Annotated in this window: 18 protein-coding genes; 9 read left to right on the forward strand and 9 right to left on the reverse strand. The window is 67.2% G+C overall.

Annotation, left to right across the window (positions count from 1 at the left end):
* Positions 1–37: 37 nt before the first annotated feature.
* Positions 38–868 carry a S1 family peptidase gene (locus BSG17_RS03760; protein WP_089821184.1) on the reverse strand — a complete coding sequence of 277 codons (831 nt, stop codon included), beginning with the start codon at positions 866–868 and terminating at the stop codon, positions 38–40.
* 280 nt (positions 869–1148) lie between these two features.
* Here BSG17_RS03760 and BSG17_RS03765 point away from each other — a divergent pair, with 280 nt between their 5' ends.
* Positions 1149–1367 carry a hypothetical protein gene (locus BSG17_RS03765; RefSeq protein ID WP_089821186.1) on the forward strand — a complete coding sequence of 73 codons (219 nt, stop codon included), beginning with the start codon at positions 1149–1151 and terminating at the stop codon, positions 1365–1367.
* Between the two features lie 83 nt (positions 1368–1450).
* Positions 1451–1786, forward strand: a complete 336-nt coding sequence (locus BSG17_RS03770) for a hypothetical protein (RefSeq protein ID WP_089821188.1) — start codon at positions 1451–1453, stop codon at positions 1784–1786.
* 303 nt (positions 1787–2089) lie between these two features.
* On the opposite strand, the gene purH is transcribed toward BSG17_RS03770, so the two are convergent.
* Complete coding sequence (gene purH / locus BSG17_RS03775; RefSeq protein ID WP_089821190.1) at positions 2090–3667, reverse strand: bifunctional phosphoribosylaminoimidazolecarboxamide formyltransferase/IMP cyclohydrolase; 1578 nt, start codon at positions 3665–3667, stop codon at positions 2090–2092.
* Between the two features lie 168 nt (positions 3668–3835).
* On the opposite strand from purH, the gene purB reads away from it, so the two are divergent.
* The 5 genes from purB to BSG17_RS03795 all read left to right on the forward strand — a co-directional run bounded on the left by purB (position 3836) and on the right by BSG17_RS03795 (position 8111).
* Entirely contained in the window at positions 3836–5224 is a 1389-nt protein-coding gene (gene purB, locus BSG17_RS03780) for an adenylosuccinate lyase (protein WP_089821192.1), read from the forward strand.
* 111 nt (positions 5225–5335) lie between these two features.
* Positions 5336–6487 carry a multicopper oxidase domain-containing protein gene (locus BSG17_RS03785; RefSeq protein ID WP_089821193.1) on the forward strand — a complete coding sequence of 384 codons (1152 nt, stop codon included), beginning with the start codon at positions 5336–5338 and terminating at the stop codon, positions 6485–6487.
* Entirely contained in the window at positions 6484–7554 is a 1071-nt protein-coding gene (locus tag BSG17_RS03790; RefSeq protein ID WP_089821195.1) for a halocyanin domain-containing protein, read from the forward strand. The genes BSG17_RS03785 and BSG17_RS03790 overlap by 4 nt, the downstream gene beginning before the upstream one ends.
* Before the next feature lie 82 nt (positions 7555–7636).
* Positions 7637–7834 carry a DUF7563 family protein gene (locus tag BSG17_RS28890; protein ID WP_449271712.1) on the forward strand — a complete coding sequence of 66 codons (198 nt, stop codon included), beginning with the start codon at positions 7637–7639 and terminating at the stop codon, positions 7832–7834.
* Between the two features lie 43 nt (positions 7835–7877).
* Positions 7878–8111 carry a zinc ribbon domain-containing protein gene (locus BSG17_RS03795; protein WP_089821198.1) on the forward strand — a complete coding sequence of 78 codons (234 nt, stop codon included), beginning with the start codon at positions 7878–7880 and terminating at the stop codon, positions 8109–8111.
* A 16-nt stretch (positions 8112–8127) separates the two neighbouring features.
* Here BSG17_RS03795 and BSG17_RS03800 read toward each other — a convergent pair whose 3' ends face one another.
* From BSG17_RS03800 to BSG17_RS03830, 7 genes are all read right to left on the reverse strand, one after another.
* Entirely contained in the window at positions 8128–9228 is a 1101-nt protein-coding gene (locus BSG17_RS03800) for a M20 family metallopeptidase (RefSeq protein WP_089821199.1), read from the reverse strand.
* Complete coding sequence (gene dapF / locus BSG17_RS03805) at positions 9225–10118, reverse strand: diaminopimelate epimerase (RefSeq protein ID WP_089821201.1); 894 nt, start codon at positions 10116–10118, stop codon at positions 9225–9227. Before dapF ends, BSG17_RS03800 begins: the two co-directional genes overlap by 4 nt.
* The gene (lysA, locus tag BSG17_RS03810; protein WP_089821203.1) at positions 10115–11344 is read right to left on the reverse strand and encodes a diaminopimelate decarboxylase; all 1230 of its coding nucleotides are present in this window, start codon (positions 11342–11344) and stop codon (positions 10115–10117) included. The genes dapF and lysA overlap by 4 nt, the downstream gene beginning before the upstream one ends.
* A gap of 5 nt (positions 11345–11349) precedes the next feature.
* Positions 11350–12195 carry a 2,3,4,5-tetrahydropyridine-2,6-dicarboxylate N-succinyltransferase gene (locus tag BSG17_RS03815; protein WP_089821205.1) on the reverse strand — a complete coding sequence of 282 codons (846 nt, stop codon included), beginning with the start codon at positions 12193–12195 and terminating at the stop codon, positions 11350–11352.
* A 17-nt stretch (positions 12196–12212) separates the two neighbouring features.
* The gene (gene dapB, locus BSG17_RS03820; protein WP_089821207.1) at positions 12213–12977 is read right to left on the reverse strand and encodes a 4-hydroxy-tetrahydrodipicolinate reductase; all 765 of its coding nucleotides are present in this window, start codon (positions 12975–12977) and stop codon (positions 12213–12215) included.
* The gene (gene dapA, locus BSG17_RS03825; protein ID WP_089821209.1) at positions 12974–13885 is read right to left on the reverse strand and encodes a 4-hydroxy-tetrahydrodipicolinate synthase; all 912 of its coding nucleotides are present in this window, start codon (positions 13883–13885) and stop codon (positions 12974–12976) included. The genes dapB and dapA overlap by 4 nt, the downstream gene beginning before the upstream one ends.
* 334 nt (positions 13886–14219) lie before the next feature.
* On the reverse strand, positions 14220–15428 hold the full coding sequence (locus tag BSG17_RS03830; protein ID WP_089821211.1) for a PKD domain-containing protein: 1209 nt from the start codon (positions 15426–15428) through the stop codon (positions 14220–14222).
* 339 nt (positions 15429–15767) lie between these two features.
* On the opposite strand from BSG17_RS03830, the gene BSG17_RS03835 reads away from it, so the two are divergent.
* Both BSG17_RS03835 and BSG17_RS03840 read left to right on the forward strand, forming a co-directional pair.
* Complete coding sequence (locus tag BSG17_RS03835) at positions 15768–16265, forward strand: LabA-like NYN domain-containing protein (protein ID WP_089821978.1); 498 nt, start codon at positions 15768–15770, stop codon at positions 16263–16265.
* Between the two features lie 73 nt (positions 16266–16338).
* Positions 16339–16812, forward strand: a complete 474-nt coding sequence (locus BSG17_RS03840; protein ID WP_089821213.1) for a PUA domain-containing protein — start codon at positions 16339–16341, stop codon at positions 16810–16812.
* Positions 16813–16827: the final 15 nt, after the last annotated feature.

Raw genomic sequence — 16827 nt, forward strand, 5'->3', positions numbered from 1 at the left:
GGCGGCCGCTTTAGATTGTCGAAGGCTCGGGGTCGACTCAGGCTGTCCACTCGTCGACGAGTTCCTCGACCGTCTCCACCGGCACGTGCAGCGCCGACGAGTTCGACGCGAACGACTCCCGGACCCGGTCGTCGCTCGGTTCCGGTGTCGACCCAGGGAACCGCCCCTGCCCCATCGTGCTCGCGTAGGTGAGTCCGACGACGTCGCCGTCGAGGGTGACGAGCGGCGACCCGCTGTTGCCCTGTGCGCTCGGGACGGACGAGCGGAGCGTGTCGCCCGACCCGAGGACGCCCGTTCGTCCGCCGAACCGGCCGAGCGAGATGATCCAGTTGCCGACGCTCCCCGGGTGACCGACCTGCACGAGCGGTTGGTCACGGTCGAGACGCTCCGCGGCCCCCGTCGAGAGCGTCGCCGGCACCTCGTCGTCGGTCCGGAGCAACGCGACGTCGGGGTCGCGAGAGGCCTCGACCAGTTCGAGGGCGAGGGTGTCGCCGTCGACGGTGTAACACGTCACCTCGCCGCCCTGCGAGACGACGTGGCCGTTGGTCACGACGTGTTCGTCGTCCAGTATCCACCCCGTTCCGACCGAGAATCGGTTTCCGGCCCGGAGCTCGAGGTAGACGACCGCCTCGCGCGTCGCGAGTCCGACCTCGCGGGCACGCTCTCTGGTCTCTTCGTCGAACGCGGAGTCCTCCGGCCGCGTCACCGACGACGGCCGGGGGTTCGTCTCCGCCGCACTCGGACGGATGGCTGGAGGGAGCTGTTCGCGGGGCGGGAGATACCGGTCGGGGATCGACGTGTACGTCGCCAGTGCGGTCCCCCCGGCGAACCCGGTGAGCATGCCGAGGAACCCGCGTCGTGTCGCCATATCCGCTCTCAGGACTCGACAGGTATGTACGTGGCGGCCGTCGGCCGGTGTGTCAGTCGCTGTCGGGACGCTCCTCGTGACAGACAGCTCGACCCGACGACGTTGCCGGCGGCGTGTGACCGTCGCTCCGCGCGGTCAAATGGTGTGAGTTTCCATATGTGACCGTCGCCGCCGACGGTGACGAAACCCGGCGTCGATGCCGACTTTCTCGCCCCCACAAGAACCTGCTGTGTATACAGGCAGGCGAGGGTTCCGTGGTCGGCCCGTCGTTAGAGACACGATGTTCGGTGCATTCTCCATCGGTAAGAAGGCAGCAAAGTACGGGTACAAGAAGTTCGGCGTTCCGGGCGCGGTAGTCGCCGGCGCAGGCGGTGCAGCCGGATACGCCGCGTTCAAGAAGAAGACGAAATCCGCGGTGAAAGAGGAGATCGACGACGACGACGACGAGAACGCCGGTGGCGGCCGACCCGGTGACGAACACCTCAGCAAGTCGCCCTGAGTGTGTCGACGCCGGGCCGAGAGGGTTCGTGACGTACGACGGCAACAACGCCTTTCAGTCGTCCGCGCGTCCGTCGGGACGTAATGTCGGACTACACGCTGCACGTGCCGTCGATCCGCGGTGTGACGACAAACTCGCCTGATCTGCCCTACAACGAAGAGGACTTCCCGATGGACGACATCGCGGACCTCGACGACTACTTCCTGCTGTCGACCTCCGGCATCCCGCCGGAGGACTTCGACGATCTGCTCATCCCGGTCGCCCACGTCGACCAACGACTGAGTCTCCCGCTCCTGCGACGTGCGATCGACGAACTCGAGACGATCGACGACATCGACCCGGAGAAAAAAGCCGAGACGATCGAGATGATCCACGACCTCGCGGAGTGCTTCCCGAACGATAACCTCGGCGACGACTGAGCGAGCGTTCGTTCCCTCTTTTTCATCGAGTTCAAAAGAAAAACACGTCTCCGACTCTCTGGGTAGAAATTCCCCAATATATCCACACAGATATCTGTATATATTCCCAGAAATCTGTTTGGGAAGATCTGGAGAACAGTGATCTCCTCTCGTTCTCGCCAGCAACTCCGAGGAAGCAGCGTGTCGGACGTCGGCGTTCTCAGTCGCGTCGGGTCCGCTCGGTCACGGTGAAGACCGTTCGCGACGGACGTCCACACTCCGATCGGAGGCTGTGACTCGCTGTTCCAGACTCTCTCATTCCGTTCAGTCGTGACGGAAACACCGACGCCCGGTGAACGCCATCGCGATATCGTGTTCGTCGGCGGCTTCGATGACGTCCTCGTCGTTGACCGACCCGCCGGGCTGGACGACGGCGGTGATGCCGGCTTCCGCGGCCTCTTCGATCCCATCGGGGAACGGGAAGAAGGCGTCCGAGGCCATCACGGCACCCTCGGCGTCTTTCCCTTCGGCGTGTTCGTCTGCCTTCATGGCGGCGAGTCGGACTGCGTCGACACGAGAGACCTGTCCCATCCCGACGCCCACGGTCTCGGTCCCCTTCGCGAAGAGGATGCCGTTGGACTTCACGTGCTTCAGCACCTTCCACGAGAACAGCATCGTCTCCAGCTCCTCCTCGCTGGGTTCACGCTCGGTGACGACCTCCAGCTCGTCGACCGTCGGCGACCACGTGTCGCGCTCCTGCACCAGTCGACCGCCGACGATCGGTTTCTCGGTGAACCGCTCGCTGATCTCGCCGAGGTCGCCGACGTCGAGCACGCGGAGGTTGTTCTTCTCGGTGAGGACGTCGAGTGCAGCGTCCGTGTAGTCGGGTGCGACGACGACCTCCTTGAACGAGTCGACGATCTGTTCGGCGGTGGCGGCGTCACACTCGCGGTTGAGCGCGACGATGCCACCGAAGGCGCTCATCGGGTCCGTCGAGAGTGCGGCCTCGTAGGCGTCGGCGAGGGTGTCGGCCGTCGCACAGCCGGCGGGGTTGGTGTGTTTGATGACGGCCGCGGCGGGTTCGTCGAACTCTTTTATCAGGTTGAGCGCGCCGTCGGCGTCGTTGTAGTTGTTGTACGAGAGCGCCTTCGCCCCTTCGTTTAACTGGTCTGCGTGGACGACGCTCGCCTCGTCGCAGGCGGCGTCGACGTAGACGGCCGCGTCCTGATGCGGGTTCTCGCCGTAGCGGAGCGACGCTTCGAGGTCGTTGGAGATGAGACGTCGCTCGGGGAACTCGCCGCCCTCGTCGCCGTCGACGTGGACCGTCTCGTCCTCGACGGTCACGCGGTCCTCGGCGAACCAGCGAACTGCGCGGGGGTACGCCGTGAACTCCGCCTCGTGGAGCACGCGCTCTTTGAGACTCGCCTCGTTGTCGTCCTCGTAGACCGGGACGGCCTCCTGCGTGACGATGGGGCCGCCGTCGACCTCCTCGTCGACGACGTGGACGGTACAGCCGGTCATCCGGACGCCGGCGTCGAGCACCTGCTCGTGGGCGTCCATCCCGGAGAACGACGGGAGCAGCGAGGGGTGGACGTTGAGCGTCGTCGGCGCGTCGTCGATGAACGCCTCGGTGAGCACGCGCATGTAGCCGTCGAGACAGACGATGTCGAAGTCGTAGCCGTCGAGTCGGTCGAGCACGCGCCGTTCGTGGTCCTCGCGGGACTCGTCGTCGCCGCGTGTCACCACTTCCGTCGGGATGCCGCGCTCGGAGGCTCCTTCGAGTACGGGTGCGCCCTCCTCGTTCGTGAGCACGACGCTCAGTTTCGCCCCGCCGGGGGCCTGGTCGGCGATATGCAGTAGGTTGCGTCCACGGTTGCTCGCGAGACCGGCGATCTTGAGCATGTATGAGTGACCCGGCCGTGAGAGAAAAACAGTTGCGGTTGCGACAGACTAGATGTGCAATTTCGTGTGTATATAACCGGCTCCGACCCGGATACCTGGCTCGATGTATGCACATTACTGCTACCATCCATCGACACGCTTTTGCGCTCACCACCGACACCACAGGGTATGACCGACCTGCCGCGGAGCGACCCCCTCGCCGCCGTCTCGCCGCTCGACGGCCGATACGCCCGCCGAACAGCACCGCTGAGTCCCTACGCCAGCGAGTCGGCGCTCATGCGCGCTCGCGTCCGCGTCGAAGTCGAGTATCTCCTCGCGCTCGCGGACCTCGATGCGACGCCGCTCGCACTTGACGGCGGCGAACGCGCCGACCTGCGCGCGCTGTACGAGGAGTTCGACGCCGACGACGCCCGCCTCGTCAAGCAGATCGAGGTGGAGGGGACCGAGGAGTTCACCGCGACCAACCACGACGTGAAGGCCGTCGAGTACTTCATCCGTACGGCGACCGACGAGTCGGTCTACCCGTGGATCCACTTCGGGCTGACCAGCGAGGACGTGAACAACCTCGCTCAGCGCCTGCTCGTGAAACCCGCCGTCGAGGAGGTGCTCGTTCCGGCCCTCGGCGACGTGCGCGACGAACTCACCGAGCTGGCGCAGGACAACCGCGACCTGCCGATGCTCGCACGCACGCACGGCCAACCCGCGACGCCGACGACGTTCGGTAAGGAGATGGCCGTCTACGCCGCCCGTCTGGGGAAGGCGATAGCCCGCATCTCCGAGGCGGCCGACGGCCTCGCCGGCAAACTCGCGGGTGCTTCGGGCACCTACGCCGCACACGTCGCCGCCTACCCCGACGTCGACTGGCAGACGTTCTCCGAAGAGTTCGTCGCCTCGCTCGGACTCCAACACACGGCGCTGACGACGCAGGTCAACCCGTGTGACGACCTCGCGGAACTCTTCGACGCGCTCCGCGGCGTCAACAACGTGCTGGTCGATCTCGACCGTGACATGTGGCTCTACATCTCCGATCGCTATCTCGGCCAGCGGACGGTCGACGGCGAGACGGGGAGTTCGACGATGCCGCACAAGGTCAACCCCATCGACTTCGAGAACAGCGAGGGGAACCTCTCGAAGGCGAACTCCGACCTGACGTTCCTCGCCGACTACGTCACCACGTCGCGTCTCCAGCGGGACCTCTCGGACTCGACGGTCAAGCGCAACGTCGGCGCGGCGTTCGCCCACTGTCTCGTCGGGTACGGGAAGACGACGAAGGGACTCGGCAAGGTCGTCCCGAACGAGCAGGTGATGCGCGAGGAACTCGAGTCCACACCGGAGATAATCGGCGAGGCCGTCCAGACCATCCTCCGACGCGAGGGCGACACCGACGCCTACGAGCGCGTCAAGGAGTTGACTCGCGGCCAGCGCGTCACGCTCGAGGACTTCCACGACCTCTTCGCCGACCTCGACGTCGACGAGGGCGTCCGCGAGGAACTGCTCGCGCTGACGCCGAGCGGCTACACGGGCGTTGCCGACGAACTAGTCGACGAACTAGAGTGACGACCGGTCTTTCGATCCGGCCGGAGGCGTGCTAACACGCGGCAGCTGGCGTTTCTCACCCTCTGAGAACGGGGATCTGGTTATATCGAAAACTGGACCATCCGCTGTAGTATGAACGCCGACAGAATCGGTGCACCCGGAACCGGCATCTCACGACGCGACTTTTTGAAGGCGACCGGGGCGGGCGGCGCCGTCGCAGTCGCGGGCTGTGCCCAGGCTCCGATGGCACAGCAGGTTTCGTCCTCCGCTGGCGGGCCGCTTTCGACCACCCAGGCCGACCTCCCGCTCACCGGCCGCCCGGAGGTCGTCGACCTCGACGAGCGCGGCGGCGAGGTGACGCTCCGCTCCGTCACCGCCCGCCACGACGTCCACCCCGGCGAGAGCATGAACGGTCCAGTCGTCCTCCCGCAGGTCTGGGCGTTTCAGGCCGACGACGGAACCCCCTCCGTCCCCGGCCCCATCCTCCGCTGTACCGAGGGAACCGAGCTGAAGATCACGCTCGACAACTCCGACAACGTTCACCCGCACACGCTGCACTTCCACGGCGTCCGCAAGTCGTGGATGAACGACGGCGTACCGACGACGACGGGCATCACGGTCATGCCGGGCGAGACACACACCTACACCATCCCCGCGAACGTCGCGGGGACGCATCTCTACCACTGCCACTTCAACACCCCGTTCCACATGGACATGGGGATGTACGGCATCCTCCGCGTCGACCCCGAGGGGTACGAGGAGGCCGACAAGGAGTACTTCATGACAGTCAAGGAGTGGGACTCCCGCCTCTCGCGGCAGTACGGCGGCGAGAACGTGAAGTACTCGCTCACCGACCGGATGGGCGACGTGTTCACCATCAACGGCCGGTCGGCCCCCTACACGCTCCACCCCGAGATGGGGTCGCCCGTCATCGTCGACGCGGGCGACACTGTCCGCATCCACTTCGTCAACGCGGGGTTCATGAGCCACCCGATGCACGTCCACAACCACCGGTTCAAGGTCGTCGAGAAGGACGGCAGCCCGATGCCCGAACCGCTCCAGTACCTCCAGGACGTCGTCAACGTCGCCCCCGCCGAACGCTACACTATCGAGTACGTCGCCGACGCCGACCCCGGCATCTACCCGATCCACTGCCACAAGGTTGACCACGTCCGCAACGGCAACTCCTACCCCGGCGGGATGCTCACCGCGACGGTCTACACCGAGGCGATGGACACCGAGATCTTCCGACAGGTGATGGACAAGGCGGGGTACGAGCTATGAGCGGCGTCAGTCGACGGAACTTCCTCCGTGCGGGTGCGGCCGTCGGCCTCGCCGCCGCAGCGACCCCGGCGGTCGGAACGGTCGCTGCCCAGGAGAGTCCAACGCAGACGTTCGACGGCTGGCTCGACGGCGTCGACAACTACGACGGCGTCGTCGACGCCCGCGGCGAGTCGACCGTCACCGTCGACGTCGGTACCCAGGCCAACGGCGGCGCGTTCGGGTTCGGTCCGGCCGCCGTCCAGGTCGACCCGGGGACGACGGTCCGCTGGGTGTGGACCGGCGAGGGCGGCGTCCACAACGTCGCCGCCGACGACGGGTCGTTCGCCAGCGAGTTCCTGAGCGACGAGGATGAGACGTTCGAGTACGTCGCCGACGCCGAGGGCGTCGTCAGGTACGCCTGCGAACCGCACGCCGCGATGGGGATGAAAGGCGTCGTGGTCGTCGGCGAGGTGCCCGGCGTCGAAGCCAGCGCCGCCGCCGAGAGCACCGGGCCTGACCCGGCGGCGGTCTACGGCGACTGGTTCGACGACGTCGACAACTTCGCCGGCACCGTCGACCGCCGCGGCGAGGAGGTCGTCACGGTCGAGGTCGGTGCAGCGGGCAACGGCGGCGCGTTCGGCTTCGAACCGGCCGCCGTCCAGGTCGATCCGGGGACGACGGTCCGCTGGCTGTGGTCCGGCGAGGGCGGGTTCCACAACGTCGTCGCGAGCGACGGTGCGTTCGAAAGCGAGATGAGCGGTGACGACGGCCACGTCTTCGAGCACGTCGTCGAGGGTCGCGGCGTCGCCACGTACGCCTGTGAACCCCACGTGGCGATGGGGATGAAGGGTGCGCTCCTCGTCGGCGACGCGGCGACCGCCGGCGGCCCGGCGTCGCTACAGTTGACCGGTACCCACCTCCTCGGTGGCGGACTGGTGGCGGCGGCGTTCTCGCCGATCGCGCTGTGGGTCTTCATGCTGCTCCACGGGACGAACGACGGCGCGGTGGGAAGCGGACGGACCTACTACCCGGACACGACTGCTCGCGGGTGGGACGACACTCCTTCCGACGAGTCGCGGTCGGTCTGACCCTGTTGCGTCGGCTCCGCACGCCCCCTGGTGGGTTTGTTTTGCTTGCGACCTAATCCGGTTAACAGACCGCTGATGTCTACTGCTCTCGACGACACCGCTTGTCTCGTCTGGTCGTCGAACCGCGTCGACGTCCTCTCGGACGTGTCACGCGTGTGGCGCCAGCATCACACGCCAGTTCGCATGCGCGTTCGGCGACATCGGCGACCGGATCTTCGGTTGTATGCAGCGTCGAAGCATGGCCGAACTCCAACGGGAGGACGGTAGCGTCCCGGTCTGACGAGCGATAGACTTTTTGACGTGTCGCGTCTCTCAGTGAGCGTATGAGCCCTCCAACCGACACCGACGCCCACGACTTCGGTGACGAGCGTGGCTGTCCGAAGTGCGGTCACACCGACACCGAGATCGACTCCATCGCGACGACCGGCGGCGGTCTCTCGAAGATGTTCGACATTCAGAACCGGAAGTTCACGGTCGTCTCGTGTACCAACTGCGGCTACTCGGAACTGTACCGCGGGCAGTCGACGAACGACGTCGTCGACGTCTTCCTCGGCTGACCTCCGTCGTCCGCTTTCACGCTTTTTCGGGTGCTAACAACTCACGGAGCGTCGTCTCTACCGCCGCAGCGGCCGTCCGGACCTCCTCGATCCGCACGTACTCGCGTTCGGAGTGTGCCACCGCGCCCTCGTCGTCGGCGAGGTCGCCCGGCCCGAAGACGACCGTCGGCGCGGGCGCGAAGTACGACGCCTCGGTCGCGGCGGTGAACGGACGCACCGCGCCACCGGACCCGCCGCTCGCGTCGTTCGCGGCCGCGGCGAGCGTCTCTACGAGCGGGTGGTCGGGGTCGGTCGCGAACGCCTCGAGGAACGGCGTCGGCCGCTCGGTCAGTTCGAAGGCGACGTCGACGTCGTCCGGCACCGCCGCGCGGAGTCGTGCCGCGAGCGACTCGCGGAACCCCTCGGCCGTCTCCGGCGGGATGGTCCGGCGGTCGACGACGAGTCGACAGTCGGCGGGGATCTGGTTCGTCGCCGACCCGCCGTCGACGGTCGTCGGCGTCAGCGTCGCCGCCCCGAGCGAAGGGTGAACCTCGCGGTCGTCGTCGAACGTCCGGAGGACGCCCAACACCTGTTCGAGTGCGAAGACGGCGTTCGCGCCGGAGTCGGGTTCGGCGGCGTGGGCGCTGACGCCGGAGAGCGTGACCGTCCCCTGGAACCGCCCTTTGGCGGCGTTGCAGACGTCGAGCCCGGTCGGTTCGCCGACGACGTAACAGTCGCCGTCGAGGTCGAGCGCAGCCGCCCCGGTCGACAGCACCTCCTCGTCCGGCGTGACCGCGAGCGTCAGCGTCCCCGACTCGCCGGGATCGACGGCGAGGAAGCCCGAGAGCAGTGCGGCGAGCGGCCCCTTCGCGTCACAGGAGCCACGGCCGCGGACGACGCCCGCCTCGTCGTCGCGTTCGTAGGGGACGTGCGGCGTGACGGTGTCGACGTGCGTGTTGAGGACGACGTGCGGCGACCCCGTTCCCTTGCTGGCGACGGTGTTGCCCGCGTCGTCGACGGTCGCCTCGACGCCGTGATTCGCCAGCGTCTCGACGAGGAACTCACGCATCGCCGAGACGTCGTCGTGTGACTCGATGCGGACGGCGGCGTCGAGAAAGTCGACGGGGTCGAAGCTCACGACTGGGCTGGCGGTTCGCGGGCGAGCTCACCTGCGTACTCGTGGGTGACCCCTCCGCGCAGCGTCGCCGGAGCGTCGTCCGGTACCGAGATCTCGAGGTCGCCACCCGGCGGGCTGACGGTGACCGACTCGGCGTCGTCGACGAGGCCGAGCCGCTTCGCCGCGGCGACGACGGCGACCGCGCCGGTTCCGCAGGACTGCGTCTCGCCCTCGATACCGCGTTCGTAGGTCCGCTGGTCGAACCCGTCGCCGCTCTCCTTCTCGGCGGCGAACGTCACGTTCGCCCCCTCGGGGAAGACGTCGGCGTAGCGGAGCGTCGGGCCGACCGACTCGAGGTCGACGTCGTCGGCATCGTCGACGAAGATGACGACGTGTGGGACGCCCGTGTTGACGGCCGTGACGGGGTGCCCCTCTAACTCCTCTTCGACGAGCGGGTCGTCACGAGCGAGCGGGACGTCGCGTGGGTCGAACGCCGGGACGCCCATCTCGATGGTGACGCTGCCGTCGTCGTTGACGGTCGCGTGACGGGTGCCCGCCTGCGTGTCGACCATCACTTCGTCGCTCCCGGTCCGTTCGGCGGCCCACGCGGCGGCACAGCGCGCGCCGTTGCCGCACATCGCGGCCGTCGAGCCGTCCGGCTGGACGAGCGTCATGATGACGCGCGGCGGCGAGTACTGCTCTTCGAGGGCGAGAAAGAGCACGCCGTCCGCGCCGACGTGGCCGTCGTCACCGACGTCGAGGTCGACGCCGACGCCGGTCTCGCGGTCGCAGTAGGCCGTCGCGAAGGAGTAGCGGTTCGGGATGAAGTCGGCGGCGTCGATGATGATGAAGTCGTTACTGGTTCCGTGGTACTTCTCGTAAGATACGGTTCGATTTGCTTGTAGACTCATGCTTCGTCCTCTAGCTTGGTCAGGTCGCGTACCCGCTCGCGTCGGCGGACGAGTCGCGAGTCGCCCGATTCCAGTGCGACTTCCGCCGGCCGCGGCCGCGAGTTGTAGGTGCTTGCCATCTCGTAGCCGTAGGCGCCGGCGTTGCCGATAGCGAGCAGGTCGCCGCGTTCGGGACGCGGCAGTGGTCGGTCTTCACACAGTACGTCTGCACTCTCACAGATAGGGCCGGTGACGGTGACAGATGTTGCCACCCGGTCGCTGCCGGTCAGGTTCGAGAGTGCGTGGTAGGAGTCGTACATCGCCGGGCGCAGCAGGGTGGTCATTCCGGCGTCGACGCCGACGACGGTGGTGTCTGACGCCTCTTTGACGGTGTTCACCCGCGTCAACAGCACGCCCGCGTCGGCGACGACGTAACGGCCGGGTTCGACGGCGAGCGTCGCGTCGACGTCGCCGATCGCGTCGCGTGTCGCCTCCGCGACGGCCTCCAGGTCGAGCGGCGGTTCGTCCTCGTGGTACGGGACGCCGAACCCGCCGCCGACGTCGACGAACTCCAACTCGCCGACCTCGCGAGCCAGCTCGCCCATCCGTCGGACGAGTTCGCGGTGGTTCTCCAGGTCGTCGCCGGAGATCCCGCTACCGGCGTGGGCGTGGATACCGACGACGTCGAACTCCTCGCGTGCGGACGCCAGGAGCTCCGCTACCCGGTTGTAGGGGACGCCGAACTTGGCGTTCGCGCCGGTCTGGACCTTCTCGTGGTGGCCCGCCCCGACGCCCGGGTTCACCCGGACACAGAGTCGACCGTCGAAACCGCGTTCGCGCAGGCGGTCGACGGTGTCTGCGGCCCCGACGGTGACGGTCAGATCGGGGTGTTCGTCCCGCCACGCATCGACCACGTAGTCGAGGTCCTCGGCTGGCGGGTTGACGGCGGTGTACTGCACCTCGTGGCCCTCGTAGCCGGCGTCGAACGCGCGCATCACCTCGCCCGCGGAGGCGCACTCGGCGGCGAGTCCCGCCTCGCGGACGGTCTCGAGCACCGCACGGCCGGTGTGAGCCTTCACGGCGTAGCGGACCTCCCCGTCGGGAAACGCCGCTCGGAGGCGCTCGCAGTTCTCGCGGACTCGATCGAGATCGATCGCGTACAGCGGCGTCCCGTGGTCGTCGGCGAGCGAGTCAAGTCGCTCTCCGTCCCAGTCGGCCAGCCGTCGGATGTCGGGGTTGTCGGTCATTCAGATCAGTCGCGGAGCGCTTCCTCGCGGCGGGTCGCGTCGATAGTGTCTTCTTCGACGTCGAGGGCGACGACGGCGGGTTTGTACGCACCGCCGGCGAACAGGTCGTGGTCGCCGAGCGAGGACTCGACGAACCGAGTGAACGCGCGGCGCTCGGCGGGGAGTTCGCCGTAGAGCACCTCCTCCTCGACGAGGTCGTAGACGGGGATGCGCGGCGTGAGCAGCGTGTTTTCGCCGACGATGGAGTTCTCGCCGACGACGAACCCGGACGTCACCCGGCAGCCGGCACCGAGCGAGACGCCGTCCTCGACGATGACCGGCGCGTCCTCGACGGGTTCGAGCACGCCGCCGATGAGCGTGTTCGCGCCCAACTTCACGCCCTCGCCGATCTGCGCACACGAGCCGACGGTGTCACAGGAGTCGACGAGCGTCCCGTCGCCGACGTACGCGCCGACGTTGACGAACGAGGGGCTCATCATGATGCAGTCCTCGCCGAGGTAGGCGCCGCGGCGGATGGTCGTCCCGTCCGGCGTGTTGCGCGTCCCCCGGTCGGCGAGATCATCGGTGTCGCGCAGCGGTAACACGTCGTGGTAGCGGACGTCGCCGTACTCGCGCGGTTCGGTGTGTCGCAGGCCGAAGTTCAACAGGATCCCCTGCTTGACCCACTCGTTGACCGACCACGCGTCGGGGCCGGTGCCGCCGTCGTTCTCGGCGGCGCGGATCTCTCCCGCCTCGAGGGCGGCGAGGAACTCCTCGAGCACGTCGAGGTCGGCCGTCTCGGCGCTGTCGGCGTCGACGTCGTCGGTCCGGTACTGCTGCCACAGGTCGTCGATATCAGATTGCAAACTCATGTGTCGGTAGTGATCGGTTAGCTGTTGATTACGTCGAAGAAGTCGTAGCGGCCGGCGTCGCGGCCAGTCGTCCACATTGCTGCGTCGAGTGCGCCTTCGGCGAAGACGCCTCGCGACTCCGCGCGGTGCGTGAGTTCGAGGAGCTCGTGGTTGCCCGCGACGAGCACCTCGTGCTCGCCGGTGACGTCGCCCGCACGGCGGGCGTGAACGCCGATCTCACCCTCCTCACGCGGTTGCTCGCCCTCCCGGCCGTGCGTCCGGTGGGTGAGCTCCGAGCGGACGTCCTCGACGTCGTCGAGGATGCTGTTTGCGGTCCCGGAGGGGGCGTCGCGCTTCCCGTTGTGGTGGGTCTCGGTCACCTCGATGTCGTACCCTGGGAGCGCGCCGACCGCCTCGCGGACGGCCTGTCGGAGCGCCGCCACGCCCCGGGCGAAGTTCGCGGCCTTGAGCAGCGGGATCTCCTCGGCCGCGTCGTCGAGTGCGGCCTCGCCTTCGGGGTCGAACCCGGTGGTGCCGACGACGGCGGCGACGCCCGCCTCCGCGCAGGCGGCGACGTACTCGACGCTCGACTCGGGGCCGGTGAAGTCGACGACGACGTCGGGGTCGCGGTCGGCCAGGAGCGTCGGGAAGTCGGCCGCGTCGTCGACCGCGACGCCGGCGACGGGGTCACAGTCACTGCGGTTGACCGCGAGGACGACCTCGACGTCGTCGCGCCCGTCGGCCGCCTCGACGACCTCGCGGCCCATGCGCCCGCCGGCGCCGGTGACCGCGAGGCGGATCATCGGTCGGCCTCCAGTCCGACTTGCTCGCCGTCGAGCGCCGCGAGCAGTTCGCGGAGTCGGTCACGGTGCTGTTCGGAGAGTCGCGACAGCGGCGGCCGCATGCGTGCGGTGCCGTGGCCGCGCATCTCCATCGCTTCCTTCACCGGGATTGGGTTGGTCTCGACGAACAGCTGTCGGGTCAGCGGGCCGAGTTCGTGGTGGAGTTCGCGAGCGCGCTCGAAGTCGCCGTCGAGCGCCGCGTGGACGAGCGCAGTGGTGCGCTCCGGTTCGACGTTGGCGACGACGCTGATGGTTCCCGCCCCGCCGACCGAGAGGACGGGGAGCGTCATCCCGTCGTCGCCCGAGAGCACGTCGAACGCCTCGTCTCGCGTGCGCTCGACGACCTCGGAGATCCGGTTGAGGTCGCCGCTGGCGGCCTTGTAGCCCGCGACGTTCTCGTGGTTCGCGAGTTCGACGACGGTGTCGACGTCGACGTTCCGGCCCGTCCGCGAGGGGACGTTGTAGACGATCTGCGGGACGTCGACCGCGTCGGCGATGGTGCGGTAGTGCTCGAGCATCCCGGCCGGTTCGGGCTTGTTGTAGTACGGTGAGATGAGCAGGAGGCCGTCCGCGCCGGCGTCGGCGGAGCGCCGTGAGAGTTCGAGCGCCTCGTGCGTCGAGTTCGATCCGGACCCGGCGATGATCGGGACCTCGTCGACCTCGTCGACGACGGTCTCGACCACCTCGACGTGTTCGTCGTGGGTGAGCGTCGCGCTCTCGCCGGTCGAGCCGACCGGGACGAGCCCGTCGACGCCGGCGTCGACGAGTCGTCGTGCGTCCGTCCGCAGCTGTTCGAAGTCGATGTCGCCTTCGGGGGTGAACGGCGTCGTCATCGCCGGATAGACCCCATTGAAGTGTGTGCCTGTCATGTGTGCTGTGTCTGTCGTGAAGCGTCGGTTGTCGTCCGTACCTCGGTCGGGGGTTCACCCGAGACAGGATCGCCACTCCTGCAACGAGCGAGATTACGGACGTTTTTTCAGAAAAGCGAACGCCGCCGCTGTCGTGTCAGGCGTGCCCGTGGCAACAGCGGCGTGTGTCACGTTTAGCTTACTGTCGTTCTGAATCATATAGCTTACGTCGATAGCGAGTTCTGCCAGGAGAGCAGCGAACGGAGCGGGAACAGAAGCGAGGAGGGCGGGGTGGGATGTCAGACTGGATGGGGTGAGAGCGGGCTGGGACGACGGATTCTCGCAGACGACGTGACTACTCGCCCTCCGTCGAGACGGTGAGTCCCGTCGTCTGTGTCGCGCCCTCGTCGTCGGTGACGCGGAGCGTGACCGGGTAGTCACCACAGGCGTTCAGCGTCAGTTCGGCGGTGTCGCCCGTCTGCTCGAACCGGCCGTCGCCGTCGAGGTCCCACTCGTAGGTGGCGATCTCGCCGTCTGTGTCCGTCGAAGCCGACGCCGTGAACGTCACCGTGTCGCCGCGAGCGAGGTCGAGTGTCTCGGCCTTCGACGGCGTCGTCTCGATGACAGGTGTCGGTTTCTCGTTCGGTGGCTCCTCGGAGGAGTCGTCCTCGCCCTCGTCGTCGGTCGGCACGTCTTCGTTCTCGTCTTCTGGTGGCTGCTGGTCGTCCTCCGCCGGCGGCTGCTCGCGATCGTCGTCGTCTTCAGGTGCGCCGGCGTCACCGTCGAACAGTTCCTCTTCGGCGAGTTTGCGGACGACTGCCTCGTGCCACTCGACCCGCGTCTCGAGTGCTGGCCCGCTCGAGAGCGTCTCGACGAGGAACCCGAGGCTGTCGAGGTCGCGAGCGACCTTGTGTGCGAGGAGTCCGTTGGGTTTCACCTCCGGAGCCGAGAAGTAGCCGATCTCGAAGTCGTTCGTGTCGTTCTCGACGTAGTTCTCGTTCACGTGTCGGACGGCCTCGCCAGCCTTGGCTGCTGCCTCCACGTCCAGAGAGCGGAAGACCGCCTGGCCGACACCGTCGCTCGCATCGCCGTCGTAGAGTCTGAATGACTCCTGCAGATCGACGAAGACGTCCGGGTCGTACTCGGTGATGACGTTCCAGATGGTCTGTGCCAGTTCGTACGTCGGGTCACGACCGGTCGGAAACTCGCGGTTCAGGTCGACGCCGTCGGCGGCGGTTCGCGTCCCGCGCTCGATGGCGCGAGCGTTCGCTCGCGGAATCACGACGAGCTGTCCCGACTCGATCTCCCACTCGGCGATGTTGGTGGCGGCCCGGTAGCCTCCCTCCTCGTCGCCGTGCAGTCCACCGACCACCACCACGGTCGGGCCGTCGGCGTCGGCCGTCGTGACGTGGACGGCCGTCTCCGCGGCCGTCCCCTCCAAGATCGAGAACGACCCGTTCGTGACGGAGCCCGAGTCGCCGGCGACGGTCGACGCGCCGAGTCCTGCAAACGCTACACCCGTCGTGGCGAGGAACGCTCGCCGCGTCGGTTCGTGTTCAACCATTTCGACCTTCAATTCTCGAATGTCGGTGTTTGCTATACGTCCCGTAATATCGCCGTTTCGACCCGTTTGAAACAGTGGCACGGTTCGAAACAGATGGAGTTATACGTGTGACAGCGGTATCGAAACGGCACACGACCTCGTCTGGCAACTGCTCTGAAGTTCATTTTCCACGACTGTTCGGTGGTGAATCTTCGTCGAGAGTGACGGACGCAGTGGTTGTCGCGAGTGGCGGTCGTCAGAGGCGCTGGTCGTTCGGGAGCCGCGGTCGTCGGCGTCGACGACGCTCCGATCGCGTGGCCGGACGAAGCTTCTATGCCGCTCCGGGCGGTTTTTCCGGTAATGGCCGATATCCATCCGAGCCAGCGCGTCGCCGTGCTGGCAGACGCGCAGAACCTCTATCACACCTCCCAGAGTCTCTACTCGCGGAACATCGACTACTCGTCGCTACTGGAGAAGGCGGTACAGGGACGCGAGCTGACGCGGGCGATCGCCTACGTCATCCGGGCGGACTCGCCGGACGAGGAACGGTTCTTCGACGCGCTCGTCGACATCGGGTTCGAGACGAAGATCAAGGACATCAAGACGTTCGGCGACGGGTCGAAGAAGGCAGACTGGGACCTCGGCATCGCGCTCGACGCGGTGACGCTCGCGAACCACGTCGACACGGTCGTCCTCTGTTCGGGCGACGGCGACTTCGCGCGGCTCTGCTCGCATCTCCGTCACGAGGGCGTCCGCGTCGAGGTGCTCGCGTTCGGCAACTCGACGGCCGACGAACTCGTCGAGGCCGCGGACTCCTTCGTCGACATGTCCGAGCGCGAGGAGACGTTCCTGCTGTAGTCGTCGTCACCCCGTCGGCGCACTCCAGACGCCATCCGAAGCCGCTTTCCCGGCGCGTCGGCAACGGCTCTCTATGAGTGACGCGGAGGAGCTGGCGGACCTGCGGATCGTTGCGGACTACCAGTTCGGTGCGGGCGCCGGCGACGCGCTGTTCCCGACAGACGAGGAGCTTCGGGTCTCGCGATCGACGAGCGGTCGCCCTCGACAGATCCACGCCGGCGACGGGCGACTCGTCTCCTACGGCACCGACGGCCGATTCACGCTCGGCGTCGCCGGCGGCCGTCGACTCGTCGAAGCCCGAGAGACACCCGCAAACCGCGTCGTCGTCGGCGACGAGAGCGAACCGTTTGTCCGCGACGGGAAGAACGTGTTCGCGAAGTTCGTCGACGGCGTCGACCCGGCGATCCGCCCCGGTGACGAGGTGGCGGTCGTCCACGTCGACGGCGACCTGCTCGGCGTCGGCCGCGCGGAACTCTCTGCGGACGCCATCCTCGACTTCCAGTCGGGGATGGCCGTGAAGATTCGCGACGGTGCTGGCGAGAAGTAGGGACGTACCGACTCC

The organism is Halogranum amylolyticum, from assembly GCF_900110465.1.
GTDB classification, from domain to species: domain Archaea; phylum Halobacteriota; class Halobacteria; order Halobacteriales; family Haloferacaceae; genus Halogranum; species Halogranum amylolyticum.

Bases quoted from the DNA above. Each gene is read 5' to 3' on its own strand.
- BSG17_RS03760 (WP_089821184.1), bottom strand. From the start codon at position 868: ATGGCGACACGACGCGGGTTCCTCGGCATGCTCACCGGGTTCGCCGGG.
- BSG17_RS03765 (WP_089821186.1), top strand. From the start codon at position 1,149: ATGTTCGGTGCATTCTCCATCGGTAAGAAGGCAGCAAAGTACGGGTAC.
- BSG17_RS03770 (WP_089821188.1), top strand. From the start codon at position 1,451: ATGTCGGACTACACGCTGCACGTGCCGTCGATCCGCGGTGTGACGACA.
- purH (WP_089821190.1), bottom strand. From the start codon at position 3,667: ATGCTCAAGATCGCCGGTCTCGCGAGCAACCGTGGACGCAACCTACTG.
- purB (WP_089821192.1), top strand. From the start codon at position 3,836: ATGACCGACCTGCCGCGGAGCGACCCCCTCGCCGCCGTCTCGCCGCTC.
- BSG17_RS03785 (WP_089821193.1), top strand. From the start codon at position 5,336: ATGAACGCCGACAGAATCGGTGCACCCGGAACCGGCATCTCACGACGC.
- BSG17_RS03790 (WP_089821195.1), top strand. From the start codon at position 6,484: ATGAGCGGCGTCAGTCGACGGAACTTCCTCCGTGCGGGTGCGGCCGTC.
- BSG17_RS03795 (WP_089821198.1), top strand. From the start codon at position 7,878: ATGAGCCCTCCAACCGACACCGACGCCCACGACTTCGGTGACGAGCGT.
- dapF (WP_089821201.1), bottom strand. From the start codon at position 10,118: ATGAGTCTACAAGCAAATCGAACCGTATCTTACGAGAAGTACCACGGA.
- lysA (WP_089821203.1), bottom strand. From the start codon at position 11,344: ATGACCGACAACCCCGACATCCGACGGCTGGCCGACTGGGACGGAGAG.
- BSG17_RS03815 (WP_089821205.1), bottom strand. From the start codon at position 12,195: ATGAGTTTGCAATCTGATATCGACGACCTGTGGCAGCAGTACCGGACC.
- dapB (WP_089821207.1), bottom strand. From the start codon at position 12,977: ATGATCCGCCTCGCGGTCACCGGCGCCGGCGGGCGCATGGGCCGCGAG.
- dapA (WP_089821209.1), bottom strand. From the start codon at position 13,885: ATGACAGGCACACACTTCAATGGGGTCTATCCGGCGATGACGACGCCG.
- BSG17_RS03830 (WP_089821211.1), bottom strand. From the start codon at position 15,428: ATGGTTGAACACGAACCGACGCGGCGAGCGTTCCTCGCCACGACGGGT.
- BSG17_RS03835 (WP_089821978.1), top strand. From the start codon at position 15,768: ATGGCCGATATCCATCCGAGCCAGCGCGTCGCCGTGCTGGCAGACGCG.
- BSG17_RS03840 (WP_089821213.1), top strand. From the start codon at position 16,339: ATGAGTGACGCGGAGGAGCTGGCGGACCTGCGGATCGTTGCGGACTAC.